A 22492-nucleotide genomic window follows, 5' to 3' on the forward strand; every position below is an offset into this window, starting at 1 on the left:
GCTCAAGCACTCATCGATGTGACAGCAAACGCCCGTCTGGCATCGTATTGAGCACCCGATCAGCTAACGGGCGAAGCCGGCATTTGATAATTGTTTGCATTTGAACGTCAAGGCACTTAAGGATTGAAATGAAGTTTCTCTGCCCCTCCACCGCACTCGGGCCCAACAGCAGCCTCGGTTTTGACATCGACGGGTGCAAGCTGCTGGCTGTGCGCCGCGACGGTGTTGCGTACTTCTACATCAACCGTTGCCCCCATCGCGGCATTCCACTGGAATGGCAACCCGACCAGTTTCTCGACGACAGCGCCAGCTTGATCCAGTGTGCCACCCACGGTGCCCTGTTCCTGATCGAGAGCGGTGAATGCATCGCCGGCCCCTGTGCCGGCCAGAGCCTCACGACCCTGCACGGCCGTGAAGACGCCCAGGGCCTCTGGGTGCAACTCTAGTCGAGCAACACGTCCAATCGCCGCTCCACACAGATTTCTTCGCAGGTCACCCGCACCCCATAAGCCAGCACTTCCACCCCCGCCGCCTTGGCTTCACGCAGGGCGGCGGCGTAACCGGCGTCGATTTCCACCGCAGGTCGCACGGCCTCAATCCCCGAGAGATTGACGCAGTACAACTGCACCGCACGCACACCTTGCCGCGCCAGATGCGCCAGCTCGCGCAAATGCTTGGCGCCACGCTGGGTCACCGCATCGGGAAACGCCGCAACCGCAGAGCCGTCAAAGCCCAGGGTCACGCTTTTGACTTCGACGTAGGCCGCACCGTCGGGATAGTCCAGGCGAAAGTCGATGCGGCTTTTCTCCTGGCCGTAAGGCACTTCGCGTTTCAGCGCGGTAAAGCCGTTGAGCTCAGTGATCACCCCTGCATGCAGCGCCTCCTCGACCAGTTGATTGGCGCGCGCCGTGTTCACACAGGCCAACCGGCCCTGGGGCGTCTCGGCGATTTCCCAGGTGCCGGGCAATTTGCGCTTGGGGTCATTGGAGCGGCTGAACCAGACCTGCCCACCTTCGACCATGCAATTGAGCATCGAGCCGGTATTGGGGCAGTGAATGGTGAGCAACTCGCCGGTAACGGTCTCGATATCGGTAAGAAAACGCTTATAGCGGCGAATCAGGCGCGCTTCTTCAAGGGGAGGATGAAAGCGCATCAGCCTTGCCAGCTCCGCATGCCACGGGCGATCCGCTCTACCGCTTCTTGTAGTCGATCAAGGTTTTGCGTGTAGGCAAAACGCACATGATGACCTGCCTGATAGCGGCCGAAATCCAGTCCAGGCGTGAAAGCCACATGTTCGGTTTCGAGGAAGTGGCGACAGAATGCGAAGGCATCACCGCCAAACGCGCTGATATCAGCGTACAAATAGAACGCCCCTTCAGGCTCGACCGCGATGCCAAACCCCAGCTCGCGCAACGCGGGCAACAGGAAGTCGCGGCGGCGACCGAACTCGGCGCGGCGCTCTTCGAGAATGCTCAGGGTTTGCGGGGTGAAACACGCCAGCGCCGCGTGTTGGGCCATGCTTGGCGCGCTGATGTAGAGATTTTGCGCCAGCTTCTCCAACTCACCCACCGCCGCCGGCGGCGCCACCAGCCAACCCAGGCGCCAGCCGGTCATGCCGAAATACTTGGAAAAACTATTCAGGACAAAAGCCTCGTCGTCGACTTCCAGCACGCTGGCCGCGTCGGTGCCGTAAGTGAGGCCATGGTAAATCTCATCCACCACCAAATGGCCATTACGCGCCTTGATGGCCGCAGAAAGCCCGGCCAATTCGTCACGGGTGAGGATCGTCCCGGTCGGGTTGGCTGGCGAGGCCACCAGCGCGCCCACACTGTCCTGGTCCCAGTGCTTGGCCACCAGGTCGGCGGTCAACTGATAGCGCACCTCCGGGCCGACCGGTACCAACTGGGCCGCGCCCTCTACCAGGCGCAGGAAGTGGCGATTGCACGGGTAACCAGGGTCTGCGAGCAGCCAATGCTTGCCAGGGTCCACCAGCAAGCTGCTGGCCAGCAACAATGCGCCTGAACCGCCGGGGGTGATCAGGATACGCTCGGGGTCGACGTTCAACCCGTAGCGCTGCTGATAGAAACCACTGATGGCCTCGCGCAGTTCAGGCAGGCCACGGGCCGCGGTGTAGCGAGTCTTGCCGTTGGCCAGTGCGGCCTGGCCTGCCTGGATGATCGGCTCCGCAGTGGTGAAGTCCGGCTCGCCGATTTCCAGATGGATCACATCATGACCGGCAGCCTGCAGCTCATTGGCCCGCGCCAGCAATGCCATGACATGAAAAGGTTCGATGGCGCGACTGCGCGCACTGTAGGGCTGGGCCATTAGCCTTCCTTAACGGTGAGGACAAAATCTGGATTCTACCGAACCCGCGCCGTAAAACATGTTCTATTGCCTGCCCGGCGGCATGTGCAGTCCGGGCAAGCGCCTGCAAAACGACTAAAATCTACATTCGAGGCAACACATACCCAGCAATGGCGGGCTGTCGTAGTTTGCAACCGCTTTGCCGTGGGCCTCGACAACCGGGAGTGGCGCACCCCGAATCTATCTGGTAAGTTCGCCCGCTTGCAGCCGCAGGGCCGGCAGGTGTCGGTGACGTTGCAATCCTGCGCAATGGATTAGAAGAGTGAGAGGCGGTCTATTCATGTCCACCCAAGCAAAGCAACAGCAGACTCAAGGCCTCAACGGCTTCGAACCTTACGTAGAGACGAAAGGTGAGGAGTACATGGGCGAGCCCATGCGCGAGCACTTCACCAAGATCCTGAACAAGTGGAAACAGGACTTGATGCAGGAGGTCGACCGTACGGTTGACCATATGAAGGACGAAGCAGCCAACTTCCCTGACCCCGCCGACCGTGCGAGCCAGGAAGAAGAATTCGCCCTTGAACTGCGCGCCCGTGATCGCGAGCGCAAGTTGATCAAGAAGATCGACAAGACGCTGCAACTGATCAAGGACGAAGAATACGGCTGGTGCGAATCCTGCGGCGTCGAGATTGGTATTCGTCGCCTGGAAGCCCGCCCAACCGCGGACCTCTGCGTAGACTGCAAGACCTTGGCCGAAATCAAGGAAAAACAGGTCGGCAAGTAATCCAGCCGAGCTGAACGAATGGGGCGTGCGAACGCCCCATTTTTGTTTCTGGCGTTTACCGAATTTCCAGTAGTATCCGGCCCATGACAGCCTCTACCTATATCGGGCGTTTTGCCCCCACGCCCAGCGGCCATTTGCATTTCGGCTCACTGGTCGCCGCCCTCGCCTCCTACCTCGACGCCCGCGCCAACCAAGGCCGCTGGCTCATGCGTATGGAAGACCTCGACCCACCTCGTGAAGAGCCCGGCGCCCAGGCAGCGATCCTGCATGCACTGGAAAGCTACGGTTTTGAGTGGGACGGCGAACTGGTCCGACAAAGCGAACGGCACGAAGCCTATGCCAAAGTGCTGAACGATATGTTCAACCACGGCCTGGCCTACGCCTGCACCTGCTCACGAAAACAATTGGAAGCCTACAACGGGATCTACCCAGGCCTATGCCGCAATGCCGGTCACGATCAGCAGGACGCGGCCATCCGTCTGCGTGTTCCTGAGCTTGCCTACCACTTTACCGACCGTGTGCAGGGCGAATTCCGACAGCATCTGGGCCGCGATGTAGGCGATTTCATCATCCGTCGCCGCGATGGCCTCTATGCCTATCAATTGGCCGTGGTCCTCGACGATGCGTGGCAAGGTGTTACCGACATCGTGCGCGGCGCCGACCTGCTCGACTCCACGCCACGCCAGCTCTACCTGCAGGAACTGCTGGGCCTGCGCCAGCCGCGCTACCTGCATGTGCCGCTGATCGTCCAGCCGGACGGTAACAAATTGGGCAAGTCCTACCGCTCCCCACCGTTGACACCCGACCAGGCCACGCCTTTGCTATTAAGGGCCCTGCGCGCCCTCGGCCAGCAACCCGGGGAAGAACTCACGTACGCCCGCCCACGGGAACTGCTGGACTGGGGCATCCAGCACTGGGACGCCACGCGGATACCGCGCACACTCACGCTGGCCGAAGCGCAATTGAGCTGAAGGCGCTTGCAGCTTGCCCGGCATCCGTTACCATCGCCGCAACATTCAACCTGTAGGAGCGAGCTTGCTCGCGAAAAACGTCAAGGCATCTCGTTCATCCAGGATGGACGCGTTATCGTTAACGACCTTCGCGAGCAAGCTCGCCCCTACAGGAAAACATTGCATCCCCCACTCTCTATCAAAGGCCAACATGTACATCTATCGATTGGTCCTGCTGCTGGTCGTCGGGATCTACCTGTTTTCCCCCGCCATCATGGATTGGTGGATCGACGCCACGGGCGCCTGGTATCGCCCTTATCTGCTGTGGTTGATCCTGATCGTCGTGACTTTCATCCTGCAGAGCCAAAAAGATGCCGATGAGCTTTAGCCTCACCCAGATGCTGCTGATCAGCGCCGCCTACCTGGCCGCGTTGTTCGGGGTGGCCTGGATCAGTGAGCGCGGAATGATTCCGCGGGCGATCATTCGCCATCCGTTGACCTACACCTTGTCCCTCGGCGTCTACGCCAGCGCGTGGGCGTTCTATGGCACCGTAGGCCTGGCCTATCAATACGGTTACGGCTTTCTCTCCAGCTACCTCGGGGTGTCCGGCGCGTTTCTGCTGGCGCCTGTGCTGCTGTACCCGATCCTGAAGATCACCCGCACTTACCAGCTGTCATCCCTGGCCGACCTGTTCGCTTTCCGCTTCCGCAGCACCTGGGCCGGCGCACTGACCACCATTTTCATGCTGATCGGCGTTTTGCCGTTGCTGGCCCTGCAAATCCAGGCGGTGGCGGACTCCATCAGCATCCTGACCCGCGAACCGGTGCAACATCGAGTGGCCCTGGCCTTCTGCGCGCTGATCACCCTGTTCACGATTTTCTTTGGCTCACGCCACATCGCCACCCGTGAAAAACACGAAGGCCTGGTGTTTGCGATTGCCTTTGAGTCGGTCATCAAGCTGATCGCCATCGGTGGCGTCGGCCTTTATGCGCTCTACGGCGTGTTCGACGGCCCGCAACAGCTGGAACTGTGGCTGCTGCAAAACCAGACCGCCCTCGCCGCCCTGCATACGCCACTGCAGGAAGGCCCCTGGCGCACACTGCTGCTGGTGTTCTTCGCTTCGGCGATCGTGATGCCGCACATGTACCACATGACCTTCACCGAGAATCTCAACCCGCGCTCGCTGGTCAGCGCCAGCTGGGGCCTGCCGTTGTTCCTGCTGTTGATGAGCCTGGCGGTGCCGCTGATCCTGTGGGCCGGACTGAAACTGGGAGCCACCACCAACCCTGAGTATTTCACCCTGGGCATCGGCATTGCCGCGAACAGCCCGGCCTTGGCGCTACTCGCTTATGTGGGCGGGTTGTCAGCTGCCAGCGGGCTGATCATCGTGACCACCCTGGCCCTCTCGGGCATGGCGCTCAACCACCTGGTATTGCCGCTGTACCAACCGCCGGCCGAGGGCAATATCTACCGCTGGCTGAAATGGACACGGCGCGCACTGATCGTCGCGATCATCATGGCCGGCTACGGTTTTTACCTGCTGCTGGGCGCGGGCCAGGACCTGGCCAACCTGGGGATCGTCGCCTTTGTCGCCACCTTGCAGTTCCTGCCGGGCGTACTGTCGGTGCTGTACTGGCCGACGGCCAATCGGCGCGGCTTCATCGCCGGGCTGCTGGCGGGGATCCTGGTGTGGGTCGTGACCATGCTGCTGCCGCTGGTCGGCAATTTGCAGGGCTTCTACATTCCGTTGCTGAACATGATCTACGTCCTGGACGACACCAGTTGGCACATGGCCGCGATTGCGTCATTGGCCGCCAACGTCTTGATGTTCACCCTGATCTCACTGTTTACCAACGCCAGCCCGGAAGAAACCAGCGCCGCCGAAGCCTGTGCGGTGGACAACGTACGCCGCCCGCAACGGCGTGAATTGCATGCGGCCTCACCCCAGGAATTCGCCACGCAACTGGCCAAACCGTTGGGTGCCAAGGCGGCACAAAAGGAGGTTGAGCAGGCGCTGCGCGATCTCTACCTGCCGTTCGATGAGCGGCGCCCGTACGCGCTACGGCGTCTGCGTGACCGTATCGAAGCCAACCTGTCCGGTTTGATGGGGCCGAGCGTGTCCCAGGACATGGTGGAAACCTTCCTGCCCTACAAGGCCGGCGGCGAAAACTACGTGACCGAAGACATCCATTTCATCGAAAGCCGGCTGGAGGACTACCACTCCCGCCTCACAGGCCTGGCCGCCGAACTCGATGCCCTGCGTCGCTACCACCGCCAGACCCTGCAGGAACTCCCGATGGGCGTCTGCTCCCTGGCCAAGGATCAAGAGATCCTGATGTGGAACAAGGCCATGGAAGAACTCACCGGTATCGCGGCGCAACGCGTAGTGGGTTCACGCCTGAATACCCTGGGCGAGCCGTGGAAAGAACTGTTGCAAGGTTTCATCAATCTGCCCGACGAACACCTGCACAAGCAGCACCTGGCCCTCGACGGCCAGACCCGCTGGCTCAACCTGCACAAAGCCGCGATCGACGAGCCGCTGGCCCCCGGCAACAGCGGCCTGGTGCTGCTGGTGGAAGACCTGACCGAAACCCAGATGCTCGAAGACAAGCTGGTGCACTCCGAGCGCCTGGCCAGTATCGGCCGGCTGGCGGCGGGCGTGGCCCATGAAATCGGCAATCCGATCACCGGTATCGCCTGCCTGGCGCAGAACCTGCGGGAAGAGCGTGAAGACGATGGCGAAATCACCGAGATCAGCGGGCAGATCCTCGAACAGACCAAACGTGTCTCGCGCATCGTGCAGTCGCTGATGAGCTTTGCCCATGCCGGCGCCCACCAGAACCACGACGAAGCCGTGTGCCTGGCCGAGGTGGCACAGGATGCCATTGGGCTGCTGGCCTTGAACCGGCGCAATTTCGAAGTACAGTTCTTCAATTTATGCGACCCCGACCATTGGGTCGACGGCGACTCCCAACGCCTCGCCCAGGTGCTGATCAACCTGCTGTCCAACGCCCGTGACGCCACCCCGGCCGGCGGTGCGGTGCGCGTCAAGACCGAGGCTTTCGAACATACGGTCGATCTGATCGTCGAAGATGAAGGCAGCGGTATTCCACAGAACATCATGGACCGATTGTTCGAACCCTTCTTCACCACCAAGGACCCAGGTGAAGGTACCGGTCTGGGCCTTGCACTGGTCTATTCCATCGTTGAAGAGCATTATGGACAAATCACCATCGACAGCCCGGCTGACACCGAAAGCCAACGCGGCACCCGTATTCGGGTGACCTTGCCGCGTCATGTCGAAGCGACGTCCGCTGTGAACTGAGACCGTCGAGAGAATTGAATCAATGCCGCACATTTTGATCGTCGAAGACGAAACCATTATCCGCTCTGCCTTGCGTCGCCTGCTTGAACGAAATCAGTACCAGGTCAGCGAAGCCGGCTCTGTGCAGGAAGCCCAGGAGCGTTTCAGCATTCCCACGTTCGACCTGATTGTCAGTGACCTGCGCCTGCCTGGCGCGCCTGGCACCGAGCTGATCAAGCTTGGCCAGGGCACCCCGGTGCTGATCATGACCAGCTACGCCAGCCTGCGCTCGGCGGTGGACTCCATGAAGATGGGCGCGGTGGACTACATCGCCAAGCCCTTCGATCATGACGAGATGCTCCAGGCAGTGGCCCGTATCCTGCGCGACCGCCAGTCGGCCAGCAGCGCACCGGCCGAGCAACGCCCGGCAGGCAAGACCAATGACAAGCCAGGCGTCGACAACAGCAACGGCGAGATCGGCATCATCGGCTCCTGCCCACCCATGCAGGACCTGTACAGCAAGATCCGCAAAGTCGCGCCCACCGACTCCAATGTATTGATTCAGGGCGAGTCAGGCACCGGTAAAGAACTGGTGGCCCGCGCGCTGCACAACCTGTCCAAGCGAGCCAAGGCGCCGATGATCTCGGTGAACTGCGCGGCGATCCCTGAATCCCTGATCGAGTCCGAGCTGTTCGGCCACGAAAAAGGCGCGTTTACCGGTGCCAGCGCCGGGCGGGCGGGCCTGGTGGAAGCGGCGGACGGTGGCACGCTGTTCCTCGACGAGATCGGCGAGCTGCCTTTGGAAGCCCAGGCGCGCTTACTGCGCGTGTTGCAGGAAGGAGAGATTCGCCGCGTCGGCTCGGTGCAATCGCAGAAGGTCGATGTTCGATTGATCGCGGCGACCCACCGAGACCTGAAGAGCCTGGCCAAGATCGGCCAGTTTCGTGAAGACTTGTATTACCGCCTGCACGTGATCGCCCTCAAGTTGCCGGCCCTGCGTGAGCGTGGCGCCGACGTCAACGAGATCGCCAATGCGTTCCTGTTGCGCCAGAGTGCGCGCATCAACCGTACCGACCTGAAGTTTGCCCCGGACGCCGAGCAGGCGATTCGCCATTACTCGTGGCCAGGTAACGTGCGGGAGCTGGAAAATGCGGTCGAGCGTGCGGTGATCCTGTCGGAGAGCCCGGAGATTTCCGCCGAGCTGCTGGGCATCGACATTGAGCTGAGCGATCTGGAGGACGACGACTTCATCGGCCTGGCCCCACAACAGGGCGGCGGTAGCAACACCAGCCATGAGCCGACGGAAGATTTGTCACTGGAAGACTACTTCCAGCATTTCGTCCTTGAGCACCAGGACCATATGACCGAGACCGAACTGGCGCGCAAGCTGGGCGTGAGCCGCAAATGCCTGTGGGAACGTCGCCAGCGCCTGGGGATCCCACGGCGCAAGACCGGTGTGGCCAGCGAAAGCTGAGGCCGCGCCCCACAGGTAACACCCACAGATGTGAAAAAACTGTTACCGCGGATATTTCGCGTAACAAAAGCCGGGGCTTACGGTAACGAAGCCCCGGCTTTTTTTGGTCCGTCAAAAACCCGAAACCACCTCAACCCCCCGGATTTGCTGGGCGGTGCAAAAGTTGGCACGCACCCTGCTATATGCTTAGTACAAAAACAATAACAAGCTTTGTACAAGACAATAAAAATAAGACGAATCGACTCACGCATAACAAAAACAACACGGCGGAGGCGCAGCTAACTGATTCTTTTGGAGAGGCGTTGCATTTGGGGCTTGCCCCGCAACCAGGCCGAGAACAACAAAAACTGCCCTAAGGCAGAGCCTGAACTGGTTGGATCTTAGATCAGCAACACAGCGACCAAAGCAATCCGTTTGCTCTTGACTCCCGATTGGGAGTGTCATGAAGGTGAAGCTTCATGGCGAGGGCGATCAACAAAAACAAGAAGCCCGCAACCCATAATAAAAATAGAGCACGCAACTACTTCTGGGGGAGCTTCGGCTCCCCTTGTAGTTTCCGCGATTTGACCGTCCAGCAACCGCTTGAAGCTTTTGGCTTGGGGCTTGCAGCTTGTTCCTACACCATCCCCTGACTAAATGCTAGAATCCCCGCCCATCATGCGGTCATTCTTCGTTATGGCCGAACATTCCTTCAAACAGTGCATCCCATGCTGAAGAAGTTGTTCCAGTCATTCCGTTCTCCCTTGCGTCGTACGCAACACAAACGCAGCACGCCTGAAGTGCTCAACAGCAGCCAGCATTCGCTGCAACGCGCTCAATTCAGCCGTTATGCCGTGAATATCGTCGAACGTTTGCAGAACGCCGGCTACCAGGCTTATCTGGTGGGCGGTTGTGTACGCGACATGCTGCTCAATATCACGCCCAAGGACTTCGACGTCGCCACCAGCGCCACGCCTGAGCAAGTGCGTGCCGAATTCCGCAATGCGCGGATCATCGGCCGACGCTTCAAGCTGGTGCACATCCACTTCGGTCGCGAAATTATCGAAGTTGCGACGTTCCGCGCCGGCCACCCGCAAAACGATGAAGAGGAAGACACCAACCAGTCCTCACGCAACGAAAGCGGGCGCATCCTGCGCGACAACGTCTACGGCACACTGGAAGAAGACGCGCAGCGCCGCGACTTCACCATCAATGCCTTGTATTACGACCCGGTCAGCGAGCGCATTCTCGATTACGCCAATGGCGTACATGATATTCGCAACAACCTGATCCGCCTGATCGGCGACCCGGTCCAGCGTTACCAGGAAGACCCGGTGCGCATGCTGCGGGCGGTACGTTTTGCCGCCAAGCTGAACTTCGGCATTGAGCGCCACACCGCTGCGCCGATTCGCGAACTGGCACCGATGCTGCGCGAGATCCCCTCGGCCCGCCTGTTCGAAGAAGTGTTGAAGCTGTTTCTCTCGGGCTATGCCGCCGACACCTTCGAAATGCTCGTCGACCTGCAGTTGTTCGACCCGCTGTTCCCGGCCAGCGCCGAGGCGTTGGAATACAACCCGACGTACACCCACACCTTGATCAGCGAAGCACTGATCAACACCGACCTGCGCATCAAGCAGAACAAACCGGTCACCCCGGCGTTCCTGTTTGCCGCGCTGTTGTGGCCGGCGTTGCCAAAACGCGTACTGCGTTTGCAGGAGCGTGGGATGCCGCCGATCCCGGCCATGCAGGAAGCCGCCCATGAGCTGATTGCCGAGCAGTGCCAGCGCATCGCCATTCCGAAACGTTTCACCATGCCGATCCGCGAGATCTGGGACATGCAGGAACGCCTGCCACGCCGCAGTGGCAAACGTGCCGATCTGTTGCTGGACAACCCGCGTTTCCGCGCCGGCTACGACTTCCTGCTGTTGCGTGAAAGCGCCGGCGAGCAGACCGACGGCCTGGGCGAATGGTGGACCGACTACCAGGACGCCAATGACAGCGAACGCCGCGACATGATCCGTGACCTCGGCAGCAAAGGCGATGGTGAAGGCGCTGGGCCGAAAAAACGTCGCCGCAGCAGCAGCAAGCGCAAGCGTAGCGCGGCCGACGCCTCGGGCGAATAAACGTGGAACGCATCTACATCGGCATGGGCAGCAACCTGGCTGCCCCGGAGCAGCAATTGCGCAGCGCTATCGAAGCGCTGGCGCAATTGCCCGGCACCCACGTCGCCGGGGTCTCTGCCTTCTATCAAAGTGACTCACTGCTCCCTGGCCAGCCGCGCTACACCAACGCGGTTGCGGCCCTGGACAGCAACCTAGCCCCACTTGAGCTGCTGGATGCGCTGCAAACCATCGAGAACGACCAGGGCCGCGAACGCCTTGAGCGTTGGGGCCCGCGCACGCTCGACCTCGATATCCTGCTGTTTGGCGATCGCCTGATCGACGAGCCGCGCCTCAAGGTGCCGCACTACCAGATGCACCTCAGGGCGTTTGTGCTGTACCCGTTGGCCGAACTGGCGCCCGCCAGCCTGGCGTTACCCGATGGGCGAACCCTGCAAAACTTGCTGGCCGCCTGCCCATTCGTCGGTCTGGAACGCCTCCCACGGTAGGAGCGAGCTTGCTCGCGAAAATCGTCAACGATAACGCGCGCAGCCTGATTAAACGCGGTGTCTATACGTTCTTCGCGAGCAAGCTCGCTCCTACAATCGCGTCAGTAACAGCGGTAACACCGCCATCGTAACAATGCGGTAACACATCCAATTGACTTCCCGTGTCCTCCTCACGACTATAGGCGTCCCGCTGCCGCCAACCCGGCGCTGAAGGGCGCAATCCAGGCCTTATAAGCACTGCTCTCAAGACAGTGCGCCTGTATAAACGAAGACTCACGCGCGTTACTCGCTGTTTCCAAGCGCCTGAACGAGGACCCTTTTCATGCCAGACGTTACCCTGACCACCTTGCAGAGCCTCAAGCTCAAAGGTGAAAAAATCGCCATGCTGACCTGCTATGACGCCACGTTCGCCCACGCCAGTTGCCAGGCCGGGGTTGAAGTGCTGCTGGTGGGCGACTCCCTGGGCATGGTTCTTCAAGGGAATGACAGCACCCTGCCCGTCACCACCGATGAACTTGCGTACCACACTGCCAGCGTCAAGCGCGGTAACGATGGCGCCTTCATCATCGCCGACCTACCGTTCATGGGTTACGCGACACTCGAACAGACCTTCCAGAATGCCGGCAAACTGATGCAAGCCGGTGCGCACATGATCAAGGTTGAAGGCGCAGTGTGGCTTGCCGAGTCGATCCGCCTGCTCGCAGAGCGTGGCGTACCGGTGTGCGCGCACATGGGCCTGACGCCGCAGTCGGTGAACATCCTCGGCGGCTACAAGGTACAGGGCCGCAATGAAGCCCAGGCACGCCAGATGCGCGCGGACGCCATCGCCCTGGAACAGGCCGGCGCGGCCATGATCCTGCTCGAATGTGTGCCAAGCGAGTTGGCGGCGGAAATCACCCAGGCCGTGAAAGTGCCGGTGATCGGTATCGGCGCGGGTTCGGCCACCGATGGCCAGGTGCTGGTGGTGCACGACATGCTCGGCCTGTCGATCAGCGGCCGCGTGCCGAAGTTCGTGAAAAACTTCATGACCGGCCAGACCAGCATCCATGACGCCTTGAGCGCTTACGTCGCCGAAGTCAAAGGCGTGACCTTCCCGGCCGCCGAACATGGGTTCTCTGCATGAACACCGTTAAAACCGTACGTGAACTGCGGGCTGCCGTGACGCATGCCCGCAGCGCCGGCAAGCGCATCGGCTTTGTGCCCACCATGGGTAACCTGCACAGCGGTCATGCCACCCTGGTGACCAAGGCCGCCCAGCAGGCGGATTTCGTGGTCGCCAGCATCTTCGTCAACCCGCTGCAATTTGGCGCCGGCGAAGACCTGGACAAATACCCCCGTACCCTGGCCGCCGATCAGGAAAAGTTGCTGCAAGCCGGCTGCAACCTGCTGTTCGCACCCACCGTCGAAGAAATGTACCCCGGTGGCATGACCGGCCAGACCCGCGTCAGCGTTCCGCAACTGTCTGAAGGCCTGTGCGGCGCCAGTCGCCCCGGGCATTTCGAAGGCGTGGCGACGGTGGTCAGCAAGCTGTTCAACATGGTGCAGCCGGACATGGCGGTGTTTGGCCAGAAGGACTACCAGCAACTGGCCGTGATCCGCGCCATGGTGCATGACCTGAACATGCCGATCCAGATCATCGGCGAACCCACCGTGCGCGCCGACGACGGCCTGGCGCTGTCGTCGCGCAACGGCTACCTCAGCGACGAGCAACGCGCGATTGCGCCGGTGCTGTACCGCAGCCTCAGCCAGATCGGCGCTGCAATCAAAGCCGGTGACCGTGACTTCGCCAAGCTGCGCGCCGAACAGGTCCGCCAGATCGAAGCCGCCGGGTTGCGTCTGGACTACCTCGAAGTGCGCCAGGGCGTGCATCTGCGCCCTGCCACCGGCGAAGATCGGGATATCGTGATCCTGGTGGCCGCCTACCTGGGGGCCACGCGTCTCATCGATAACCTGCATCTGACCCTCGACTGACCTCCCTCCAGTTGCCCTCATTGCTGCCTCAATAAAAAGTGCCGGTATAAAAAAGTACCGGCATGAGCGCAGACAAAGCCAAGACATATCGACACGCTAGGTTTAATGTAATCGCCCTGCGCTATGGTTAGCGCTGTCCGGAACCCATTGTTTGATCTAAGACTGGATGTTCCGGGCAAAGAAGTGTCCTAAAGGCAGTCCCCGTAATAAAAGGAAACCCGCAGCGATGGCGTACTACCGCACCCCTCATGACGTTACCGCTCTGCCCGCCTGGCAAGCGCTCAATCAACATCGCCAAGCCATGCAGGATTTCAGCATGCGCGAAGCGTTCAATGCCGATCCTCAGCGTTTTTCCCAGTTCACCTTGAGCAGCTGCGGACTTTTCCTCGATTACTCGAAAAACCTGATCACCAGCGAAACCCGTGACCTGCTGGTAAACCTCGCCAAAGAGGTCCACCTCAAGGACGCGATCGACGCGCTGTACAAAGGCGAACCGGTCAACTCGTCCGAAGGCCGCCCGGCGCTGCACACCGCCCTGCGCCGCCCGGTGGGTGACAAGCTGTCGGTCAACGGCGTGAATATCATGCCGGACGTGCACAAGGTGCTGAACCAGATCACCGACCTGGTCGGCCGCATCCATGACGGCCTGTGGCGTGGCTACACCGAGAAGCCGATCACCGACGTGGTGAACATCGGTATCGGTGGTTCGTTCCTCGGCCCGGAGCTGGTCTCCGAGGCGCTGTTGTCCTACGCCCACAAAGGCGTGCGCTGCCACTACCTGGCGAACATCGACGGCAGCGAGTTCCACGAGCTGACCATGAAGCTGCGCGCCGAGACCACGCTGTTCATCGTCTCGTCGAAATCCTTCAACACCCTGGAAACCCTGAAGAACGCCCAGGCAGCCCGCGCCTGGTACCTGGCCCAGGGTGGCTCGGAAGCCGAGCTGTACCGCCACTTCATCGCCGTGTCGAGCAACAACGCGGCGGCCGTGGCCTTCGGTATCCGCGAAGAAAACATCTTCCCGATGTGGGATTGGGTCGGCGGTCGTTACTCGCTGTGGTCGGCCATCGGCTTGCCAATCGCCCTGGCCATCGGCATGTCCAACTTCAAGGAGCTGCTGTCCGGCGCCTACACCATGGACCAGCATTTCCAGAACGCCCCATTCGAACAGAACATGCCGGTGCTGCTCGGCCTGCTGGGCGTGTGGTACGGCAACTTCTGGGGTGCGCAGAGCCACGCGATCCTGCCGTACGACCACTACCTGCGTAACATCACCAAACACTTGCAACAGCTGGACATGGAATCCAACGGAAAGAGCGTGCGCCAGGACGGTACGCCCGTCGCCACCGACACCGGTCCGGTGATCTGGGGTGGCGTGGGTTGCAACGGCCAGCACGCTTACCACCAGTTGCTGCACCAGGGGACCCAACTGATCCCGGCCGACTTCATTGTGCCGATCGTCAGCTTCAACCCGGTGTCCGACCACCACCAATGGCTGTACGCCAACTGCCTGTCCCAAAGCCAGGCACTGATGCTCGGCAAGACCCGCGCTGAAGCGGAAGCCGAGCTGCGCGACAAAGGCATCCCGGAAGACGAAGTGCAGAAGCTGGCACCGCACAAGGTGATTCCGGGCAACCGTCCGAGCAACACCATTGTGGTTGAACGCATCAGCCCGCGTCGCCTGGGCGCCCTGGTGGCCATGTACGAGCACAAAGTGTTCGTACAGAGCGTGATCTGGGGTATCAACGCCTTCGACCAATGGGGTGTGGAACTGGGCAAGGAGCTGGGCAAGGGCGTCTACAACCGCCTGACCGGCGCCGAAGAAACCTCGGCCGAGGACGCTTCGACCCAGGGCCTGATCAACTACTTCCGCGGTCGTCACCGCGGCTGATCGAGGTTTTTCGAGGCCAACGTCCAATTGGACGTTGGCCTTGAACCCTCCCCCTTCAGGGTGCATCTTTATGACTTGTGGCTAAAACAAGAATAAGGATCGCTCATGTTCGATATCAGCACGTTCCCCACCGCCGATGCCGTCCGCCGGGCTGCGCAACTCAGTCAAGAGGACTATCAGCGCCTCTACCGCCAATCCATCGATCAGCCGGACACCTTCTGGGCTGAACAGGCCAAACGCTTTCTCGACTGGATAACCCCCTGGCACACTGTTCAACGCTCAGACATCCACACCGGCGCCGCCCAATGGTTTGCCGGTGGCCAGTTGAACGTCAGCTACAACTGCATCGACCGTCACCTGGCGCAACGCGCCGATCAGCCGGCCTTCATCTGGGAAGGCGATGATCCGACAAAATCTTCCAAAATCACCTACCGCCAACTGCACCAGAACGTTAGCCGCCTGGCCAATGTGCTGAAAAGCCGTGGCGTTAAGAAAGGCGACCGCGTGTGCATCTACATGCCGATGATCCCGGAGGCCGCCTACGCCATGCTCGCCTGCACGCGGATTGGCGCGGTGCACTCCGTGGTATTTGGTGGTTTCTCGCCGGACGCCTTGCGCGACCGTATTCTCGACGCCGACTGCCGCACGGTGATCACCGCTGACGAAGGCGTGCGCGGCGGCAAGCCGGTGGCGCTGAAGCAGAATGTCGACAAGGCCCTGGCCAGTTGCCCGAATGTGACTACGGTACTGGTAGTGGAACGCACCGGAGCGACCGTTAACTGGAGCGAAGGCCGCGACCTCAAGTATCAACAAGCCCTGGACGCCGCCAGCGACGACTGCCCGCCCGAGCCGATGGACGCCGAAGACCCGCTGTTCATCCTCTACACCTCCGGCAGCACCGGCAAACCCAAGGGCGTGCTGCACACCACCGGCGGCTACCTGCTGCAAACGGCGATGACCTTCAAGTACGTGCTCGATTACCGCGACGGCGAAGTGTTCTGGTGCACCGCCGATGTGGGCTGGGTCACCGGCCACAGTTACATCGTGTACGGCCCGCTGGCCAATGGCGCGACCTCGCTGATGTTCGAAGGCGTGCCGAGCTACCCGGACAGTTCGCGCTTCTGGCAGGTGATCGACAAGCACCAGGTCAACATCTTCTACACCGCGCCCACCGCCCTGCGCGCGCTGATGCGCGAAGGCCATGGCCCGCTGGAAAATACCTCCCGCGCCAGCCTGCGCCTGCTGGGCAGTGTCGGCGAACCGATCAACCCGGAGGCCTGGGACTGGTACTTCAATGCCGTGGGCGAACAGCGCTGCCCGATTGTGGATACCTGGTGGCAGACCGAGACCGGCGGCATCATGCTCAGCCCACTGGTCAGTGCGCAGCGCATCAAGCCTGGGTGCGCGACGCAGCCGATGTTTGGCGTACAGCCGGTACTCCTCGATGAACAAGGCAAGGAATTCAGCGGCGCCGGCAGTGGCGTACTGGCGATCAAAGCCAGCTGGCCAGGGCAGATCCGCAGTGTGTACGGCGATCCGCAGCGCATGGTCGACACCTACTTCAAACCCTACCCCGGCTACTACTTCACCGGTGACGGCGCACGCCGCGATGAGGACGGCGACTTCTGGATCACCGGGCGCATCGACGATGTGATCAACGTGTCCGGTCATCGCATCGGCACTGCCGAGGTGGAAAGCGCCCTGGTACTGCACGACCAGGTGGCCGAGGCCGCCGTGGTGGGCTACCCCCATGATGTCAAAGGCCAGGGCATCTATGCCTTTGTCACCCCCATGAATGGCGTGGAACCCAGCGATGCGTTAAAAAAACACCTGCTGGACCTGGTCAGCAAGGAAATTGGCAGCTTCGCCAAGCCGGAACTGATCCAATGGGCTCCGGCCTTGCCGAAAACCCGTTCCGGCAAGATCATGCGCAGGATTTTGCGCAAGATCGCCTGCAACGAGCTGGACAGCCTGGGTGACACCTCGACCCTGGCCGATCCGAGCGTGGTGGACGGCTTGATCGACAAGCGCCTGAACCGATAGGAAACCCTTGAGTCGCCATGGAATTTATCCGCAGCCGTATCGAAACCCAACTGATGAGCCTGACCGGCCTGTCGCTGGGCCAACTGGACCTGGAAAACCCCAAGGGCGACCCAGGCCTGTTCGGGCCCGACTCGGTGAGTTGGCAAGTACATGGCGACTTCAGCAGCATGCTTATCGGCGGCATCAGCGCCTTGATGCTGCAAGCCTTGCACCCACTGGCCCTGGCGGGCGTGTGGGACCACTCGAACTTTCGCCAGGACATGCTCGGGCGCTTGCGGCGTACCTCGCAGTTCATTTCGGGTACGACGTTCGGCTCGCGCAAAGACGCCGAATGGCTGATCGAAAAAGTCCGCACCATTCACCTGCAGGTGGTCGGCCACGCGCCGGATGGTCGCCCTTATGCGGCCAGCGACCCGGAGCTGCTGACCTGGGTGCATGTGGCGGAGGTCAGTAACTTCCTGGCCGCCCACTTGCGTTACCGCAACCCGCACCTGTCCGGCCGCGACCAGGACCGTTACTACAGTGAAATTGCCTTGGTCGCTGAACGGCTGGGTGCACGGCATGTTCCGCGCTCTCGGCAGGAAGTTTCGGATTATCTGACACGCATCCGCCCGCAATTGCTGTGCGACGATCGCAGCCGTGAAGTATTGCGCTTACTGCTGAATGCCCCCTCACCCAGCGTGCTGGCCAAGCCATTTGGCAGCTTGATGATGCGCGCCGGGATCGACCTGCTGCCGGACTGGGCCAGCGCCATGCTCGACCAGTACCAGAGCCCGCTGCAACGCCAGATGATCCGTGCCGGCGTCAAACGCAGTGCGCCGATGTTGCGCTGGGCGATGCGCAATGGTTCGGTGCAACGCGCCCATCGCCGGATGGGGTTGATGTAGGTGACGGCGCATAGCTGTTAAACTTCGCGCCCTCAATTTCCCAGCAAGGCGCGCTCCATGTCTTCCCTGAATCAGGCGCTGCGCGCCGCCCTCGATCATCGTCAAGACCTGATCAGCGAACTGCATGCCCAAGGCACCGACTGTTACCGGCTGTTCCATGGCAGCCAGGAAGGCGCCGGCGGCCTGACCATCGACCGCTACGGTCCGCAATTGCTGGTGCAGAGCTTCCACCAATCCCTGGAAACTGCCGACCTGCTGGACCTGCATCAACAGGTCAACCAGTACATGGGCCTGGAGTTGTTGCTGGTGTACAACGATCGCGCCCGTGGCAATTCGCGCATCGACCGCGAAGACACGGTGTATCGCGCCGAACCCGCCGCACTGGAGGACCTGGTTGGCCACGAGTGGGGCCTCAGTTACCGCGTACGTGGGCGGCATGCCGGGCAGGACCCGCTGCTGTTCCTCGACCTGCGTAACACCCGGGGCTGGGTCAAGGCCCACAGCGCCGGCAAAAGCGTGCTCAACCTGTTCGCCTACACCTGCGGCGTGGGCCTGAGCGCCGCCGCCGGTGGCGCCCGCGAGGTGTGCAACCTGGACTTCGCCGAGGGCAACCTAGCGGTGGGTCGCGAAAACGGTTTGCTGAACCCGCAATTGCCGAACATGGAGTTCGTACAGTCCGACTACTTCCCAGCGATTCGTCAATTGGCGGGTCTGCCGATCACCCAGCGTCGTGGGCAAAAGCTGCCGAGTTATCCGCGCCTGGAGCAACGTCAATACGACCTGGTGCTGCTGGATCCACCGGCCTGGGCCAAGAGCGCATTCGGCACCGTCGACCTGCTGCGCGACTACCAGAGCCTGCTCAAGCCTGCACTACTGGCGACTGCCGACAATGGCGTGCTGATCTGCTGCAACAACCTGGCGAAAGTCAGCATGGAGGATTGGCGCGAACAGGTACTGCGTTGTGCAGAAAAAGTCGGGCGCCCGGTGCGTGACTGGCAAATCATGACGCCTGGAGCGGACTTCCCATCCCAGGATCAGCAACCGCCCCTGAAAACCCTGATACTTCAGCTGTAAGAGGTTTCTCAAAGGCCCTTGCTCTTCGGAACCGAAAACCCGTGCCATACTCCAAGGCACTCCTGTTTGACATAGATGGCGCCGCCCCATGCCCAAAGGATTGATTCGCGCCGCTGGCGCCTTGTTGACCGCACTTGCCCTGTACAGCTTGCTGGGCTTTTTGATTCTCCCCGGCATCGCCCTTCGCATCGCCAACCAACAGTTGGCCAATTACGCCACGGTGCCGGCACGGATCGAGCGAATCGAGCTCAACCCGTTCAGCCTGGAGTTGACCCTGTGGGGCCTGAAGATCGGTGAGCCCGGCAAGGAACAGGTCGGGTTCGAACGCCTCTACGCCAACCTGCAGATCGACAGCCTCTGGACCCGTGCCCTGCACCTGGCCGACGTACAGCTGGACAAGCCCAAGACCGAATTGCTGTTCGACAAGTCCGGCCAACTCAACCTGGCGCAGTTGTTCAAGCTGCCGCCCAGCGAGCCAACACCGGCCAATCCTGATGCCAAACCCTTCCCGTTGCGTATTGACAGCATCAAGCTGGCTAGCGGCTATGTGCACTTCGAAGACTTGCGTCCCAGCGAGCCCATCGAGTTCCTCTACGACACACTCGACTTCGAGCTGAAAAACCTCAGCACCCTGCCTGAAGATAATGCCGACATGACCCTGGTCGCAGCCGGCCCGGCAGGTGGGCAGATCGACTGGAAAGGCAATTTCAGCCTGGTGCCGATCACCTCCGAAGGTACGTTGAAAGTCACCAACGGCAAGATGAAAGCCTGGTGGCCCTATGTACGTGATGCACTGCCACTGGTGCTTGAAGACGGCGTGCTCAACTTCAGTACCGAATACAAGTTCAGCCTGGCCAAAGAGACCGAGCTGAACCTGACCAACACCGCCGCCAGCATCGCGCCCTTTGCCATCAAGGCACCGGACGGCCGCCCATTGGTACGCCTGGAACGCCTGGACGTCAGCGAAACCACCGTGGACCTGGCCAAGCAGCAAGTGGTGGTCGGCAAGATCCGCAGCAACAAACTGGAAACCTGGGCGGCCCTTGAGGCCGACGGGCAACTGGACTGGCAGAAACTGTTCGCCAGCCAGCCGAGCAAACCGGCCAAGGCGCCGGAACCGAAAAACGCACCCGCCACCGCCGACTCGCCAAAAGCCGAACCTGCCGCGCCCAGCAAACCCTGGCAAGTTCTGCTCAAGGACGTGCAACTGCGTAACTATCAGGTGCACCTGGCTGACCGCCAGGCCAAGCCGGCGGTAGCGCTGGAACTCGGCCCGCTGAACGTCGACGTACAGAACTTCGACAGCCTCAACCAGAGCCCGTTTACCTTGAAGCTCGACAGCGGCGTGGGCAAGCAAGGCAAGCTCCAGGCGACCGGCGAGGTCAACCTCAACCCGGTCAGTGCCAAGCTGAAAGTGAACACCCAGGACATCGACCTGCGGGTGGCCCAGTCCTACATCAGCCCGTTCATCCGCCTGGAACTGCGCAGCGGCATGCTCGGCAGCAATCTGGATGTGAACCTGAAAAGCACTGATCCTCTGAAGCTTCAGGTCACCGGCCGTGCGCAGGTCGACCAATTGCACACCCTGGACACCCTCAAGACCCGCGACTTCCTCAAATGGCAGCGCCTGGTGCTTGAAGGCGTGAACTACCAGCACGGCGACAGCCTGTCGATCGACAAGGTCAACCTGCTGCAGCCGTATGCGCGCTTCATGATCAACGATGACCGCACCACCAACGTTGATGACCTGCTGATTCCGCAAGCGCCCGACAAAGGTCCCAAGCCCGCCAGCAAGGACAAACCCTTGGGTATTCGTATCGGGCAAATTGCGATCAATGACGGCTCGGCCAATTTTGCCGACTTCAGCCTCACACCCAACTTCGCCACCGCGATTCAACAGCTCAACGGGCAGATCGGCACCATCGACAGTCGCCAGGCCAAACCGGCCAGCGTCGACATCAAGGGCAAGGTTGATCGCTATGCACCAGTAACCATCAAGGGCAGCGTGAACCCGTTCGACCCGATGGCGGCGCTGGACATTGCGACCAGCTTCAAACGTGTCGAACTGACCACCCTGACGCCTTATTCCGGCAAGTTCGCCGGCTTCCGTATCCGCAAGGGCCGCCTGAACCTCGACCTGCACTACGTGATCACCAAGGGCCAGTTGAAGGCCGAGAACAAAGTGGTGGTTGAGCAACTGCAACTGGGCGAGAAAGTCGACAGCGCCGATGCCGTGGACTTGCCGATTCGCCTGGCCATCGCGCTGCTCAAGGACAGTGACGGCAAGATCTCCATCGAACTGCCGGTCACCGGTGACTTGAACAACCCGCAATTCAGTGTGATGCCGATCGTCTGGCAGACCCTGCGTAACCTGGTAGTGCGCGCGGCAACGGCGCCCTTCAAGTTTATCGGTGGGCTGGTGACGGGCGGCGGCTCGGAAGATCTCGGCAATGTGTCGTTCGCTGCAGGCTCCAGCGAGTTGAACAAAGATGCGGAAGGCGCCCTGAACACGCTGGCTAAAGCACTTAAGGAACGCCCTACCCTGCGCCTGGAAATCGAAGGCACAGCGGCGGCCAGCAGCGATGGGCCATTCCTTGCCGCCCAGCGGCTGGAGCGCGAATACCAGTACAACTACTACAAGATTCTTCAACGTCGTGGCGACAAAGTACCCGCCCAGGCGTCGTTACTTGTCGTACCCGAGAAGGAAAAAGCGCCATTGCTGGAAGGCATCTACCGCACCCGCCTGAAACAACAACCGCCTGCCGAATGGAAGGACCTGAGCAGCGATGACCGCAGCGCGAAATTGCGCGACGGCGTGATCAAGTTCTGGAGTGGCAGCGACGTGCTGCTGCGCCAACTCGGTCAGGACCGCGCCAGCACCATCAAGGACTACCTGGTGGATAAGGGGCAGCTGGAAGATGATCGGGTGTACTTCATCGATGCCAACCTGGGCCAGGCTGAGAAAGATGGCCGGGTGGTTACGCCAATGCATCTGGATGCCGAGTAACGTCTGAGCAACACTATCCAAATGTGGGAGCGGGCTTGCTCGCGAAAGCGGAGTGTCAGTCACCGGATGCATTGACTGATCTACCGCATTCGCGGGCAAGCCCGCTCCCACACTTTATTTTCATCTGCCCTTCCCATGTATTCCAACCCATAATAGAACAGGCCCCGACATAAATGCCGGGGCCTGTAATGACCACATCCGTGTGGTCGGTCGCA

Annotated in this window: 17 protein-coding genes; 15 read left to right on the plus strand and 2 right to left on the minus strand. The window is 60.9% G+C overall.

The window, feature by feature from the left end:
• Window positions 1-128: 128 nt before the first annotated feature.
• Window positions 129-446 (plus strand): Rieske (2Fe-2S) protein, encoded by a 318-nt coding sequence (locus BLR69_RS16840; protein WP_071493545.1) that lies wholly within the window; start codon window positions 129-131, stop codon window positions 444-446.
• Here the strand turns inward: BLR69_RS16840 and sfsA are convergent.
• Both sfsA and BLR69_RS16850 read right to left on the minus strand, forming a co-directional pair.
• Window positions 443-1153 carry a DNA/RNA nuclease SfsA gene (gene sfsA, locus BLR69_RS16845; RefSeq protein WP_071493546.1) on the minus strand — a complete coding sequence of 237 codons (711 nt, stop codon included), beginning with the start codon at window positions 1151-1153 and terminating at the stop codon, window positions 443-445. The two genes, BLR69_RS16840 and sfsA, sit on opposite strands and share 4 nt — an antisense overlap.
• Window positions 1153-2325, minus strand: a complete 1173-nt coding sequence (locus tag BLR69_RS16850) for a pyridoxal phosphate-dependent aminotransferase (protein WP_071493547.1) — start codon at window positions 2323-2325, stop codon at window positions 1153-1155. The genes sfsA and BLR69_RS16850 overlap by 1 nt, the downstream gene beginning before the upstream one ends.
• Before the next feature lie 319 nt (window positions 2326-2644).
• On the opposite strand from BLR69_RS16850, the gene dksA reads away from it, so the two are divergent.
• From dksA to BLR69_RS16915, 14 genes are all read left to right on the plus strand, one after another.
• Window positions 2645-3088, plus strand: coding sequence for an RNA polymerase-binding protein DksA (gene dksA / locus BLR69_RS16855; protein ID WP_058427634.1), 444 nt, complete (start codon window positions 2645-2647; stop codon window positions 3086-3088).
• An 83-nt stretch (window positions 3089-3171) separates the two neighbouring features.
• Complete coding sequence (gene gluQRS, locus BLR69_RS16860; protein WP_071493548.1) at window positions 3172-4059, plus strand: tRNA glutamyl-Q(34) synthetase GluQRS; 888 nt, start codon at window positions 3172-3174, stop codon at window positions 4057-4059.
• 13 nt (window positions 4060-4072) lie between these two features.
• A complete protein-coding gene (locus BLR69_RS30960; RefSeq protein WP_083401706.1) occupies window positions 4073-4426 on the plus strand; it encodes a hypothetical protein in 354 nt (117 codons plus the stop codon).
• Complete coding sequence (locus tag BLR69_RS16865; RefSeq protein WP_166794333.1) at window positions 4410-7364, plus strand: sensor histidine kinase; 2955 nt, start codon at window positions 4410-4412, stop codon at window positions 7362-7364. Before BLR69_RS30960 ends, BLR69_RS16865 begins: the two co-directional genes overlap by 17 nt.
• Window positions 7365-7386: 22 nt before the next feature.
• Entirely contained in the window at window positions 7387-8817 is a 1431-nt protein-coding gene (locus BLR69_RS16870) for a sigma-54-dependent transcriptional regulator (protein ID WP_071493549.1), read from the plus strand.
• A 707-nt stretch (window positions 8818-9524) separates the two neighbouring features.
• Entirely contained in the window at window positions 9525-10919 is a 1395-nt protein-coding gene (locus BLR69_RS16875) for a polynucleotide adenylyltransferase PcnB (RefSeq protein ID WP_071493550.1), read from the plus strand.
• A 2-nt stretch (window positions 10920-10921) separates the two neighbouring features.
• Window positions 10922-11404, plus strand: a complete 483-nt coding sequence (gene folK, locus BLR69_RS16880) for a 2-amino-4-hydroxy-6-hydroxymethyldihydropteridine diphosphokinase (protein WP_071493551.1) — start codon at window positions 10922-10924, stop codon at window positions 11402-11404.
• Window positions 11405-11726: 322 nt separating this feature from the next.
• A complete protein-coding gene (panB, locus tag BLR69_RS16885) occupies window positions 11727-12527 on the plus strand; it encodes a 3-methyl-2-oxobutanoate hydroxymethyltransferase (protein ID WP_071493552.1) in 801 nt (266 codons plus the stop codon).
• Entirely contained in the window at window positions 12524-13375 is an 852-nt protein-coding gene (gene panC / locus BLR69_RS16890) for a pantoate--beta-alanine ligase (protein WP_071493553.1), read from the plus strand. The genes panB and panC overlap by 4 nt, the downstream gene beginning before the upstream one ends.
• 226 nt (window positions 13376-13601) lie before the next feature.
• Window positions 13602-15266, plus strand: a complete 1665-nt coding sequence (gene pgi, locus BLR69_RS16895) for a glucose-6-phosphate isomerase (protein ID WP_071493554.1) — start codon at window positions 13602-13604, stop codon at window positions 15264-15266.
• Between the two features lie 105 nt (window positions 15267-15371).
• Entirely contained in the window at window positions 15372-17309 is a 1938-nt protein-coding gene (gene acs, locus BLR69_RS16900; protein ID WP_071493555.1) for an acetate--CoA ligase, read from the plus strand.
• Window positions 17310-17326: 17 nt separating this feature from the next.
• The gene (locus BLR69_RS16905; RefSeq protein ID WP_071493556.1) at window positions 17327-18196 is read left to right on the plus strand and encodes an oxygenase MpaB family protein; all 870 of its coding nucleotides are present in this window, start codon (window positions 17327-17329) and stop codon (window positions 18194-18196) included.
• A 57-nt stretch (window positions 18197-18253) separates the two neighbouring features.
• Window positions 18254-19270, plus strand: a complete 1017-nt coding sequence (locus BLR69_RS16910; protein ID WP_071493557.1) for a class I SAM-dependent rRNA methyltransferase — start codon at window positions 18254-18256, stop codon at window positions 19268-19270.
• 88 nt (window positions 19271-19358) lie between these two features.
• Window positions 19359-22277 carry a DUF748 domain-containing protein gene (locus tag BLR69_RS16915; protein ID WP_071493558.1) on the plus strand — a complete coding sequence of 973 codons (2919 nt, stop codon included), beginning with the start codon at window positions 19359-19361 and terminating at the stop codon, window positions 22275-22277.
• Window positions 22278-22492: the final 215 nt, after the last annotated feature.

The sequence above is a fragment of the Pseudomonas azotoformans genome, from assembly GCF_900103345.1.
Lineage (GTDB): Bacteria > Pseudomonadota > Gammaproteobacteria > Pseudomonadales > Pseudomonadaceae > Aquipseudomonas > Aquipseudomonas azotoformans.

Excerpts from the sequence above, each read along its gene's own strand:
- gluQRS (WP_071493548.1), top strand. The coding sequence starts at position 3,172 with ATGACAGCCTCTACCTATATCGGGCGTTTTGCCCCCACGCCCAGCGGC.
- BLR69_RS16870 (WP_071493549.1), top strand. The coding sequence starts at position 7,387 with ATGCCGCACATTTTGATCGTCGAAGACGAAACCATTATCCGCTCTGCC.
- BLR69_RS16850 (WP_071493547.1), bottom strand. The coding sequence starts at position 2,325 with ATGGCCCAGCCCTACAGTGCGCGCAGTCGCGCCATCGAACCTTTTCAT.
- BLR69_RS16905 (WP_071493556.1), top strand. The coding sequence starts at position 17,327 with ATGGAATTTATCCGCAGCCGTATCGAAACCCAACTGATGAGCCTGACC.
- dksA (WP_058427634.1), top strand. The coding sequence starts at position 2,645 with ATGTCCACCCAAGCAAAGCAACAGCAGACTCAAGGCCTCAACGGCTTC.
- BLR69_RS16910 (WP_071493557.1), top strand. The coding sequence starts at position 18,254 with ATGTCTTCCCTGAATCAGGCGCTGCGCGCCGCCCTCGATCATCGTCAA.
- BLR69_RS16865 (WP_166794333.1), top strand. The coding sequence starts at position 4,410 with ATGCCGATGAGCTTTAGCCTCACCCAGATGCTGCTGATCAGCGCCGCC.
- panB (WP_071493552.1), top strand. The coding sequence starts at position 11,727 with ATGCCAGACGTTACCCTGACCACCTTGCAGAGCCTCAAGCTCAAAGGT.
- BLR69_RS16875 (WP_071493550.1), top strand. The coding sequence starts at position 9,525 with ATGCTGAAGAAGTTGTTCCAGTCATTCCGTTCTCCCTTGCGTCGTACG.
- sfsA (WP_071493546.1), bottom strand. The coding sequence starts at position 1,153 with ATGCGCTTTCATCCTCCCCTTGAAGAAGCGCGCCTGATTCGCCGCTAT.
- acs (WP_071493555.1), top strand. The coding sequence starts at position 15,372 with ATGTTCGATATCAGCACGTTCCCCACCGCCGATGCCGTCCGCCGGGCT.
- pgi (WP_071493554.1), top strand. The coding sequence starts at position 13,602 with ATGGCGTACTACCGCACCCCTCATGACGTTACCGCTCTGCCCGCCTGG.
- BLR69_RS16840 (WP_071493545.1), top strand. The coding sequence starts at position 129 with ATGAAGTTTCTCTGCCCCTCCACCGCACTCGGGCCCAACAGCAGCCTC.
- BLR69_RS16915 (WP_071493558.1), top strand. The coding sequence starts at position 19,359 with ATGCCCAAAGGATTGATTCGCGCCGCTGGCGCCTTGTTGACCGCACTT.
- panC (WP_071493553.1), top strand. The coding sequence starts at position 12,524 with ATGAACACCGTTAAAACCGTACGTGAACTGCGGGCTGCCGTGACGCAT.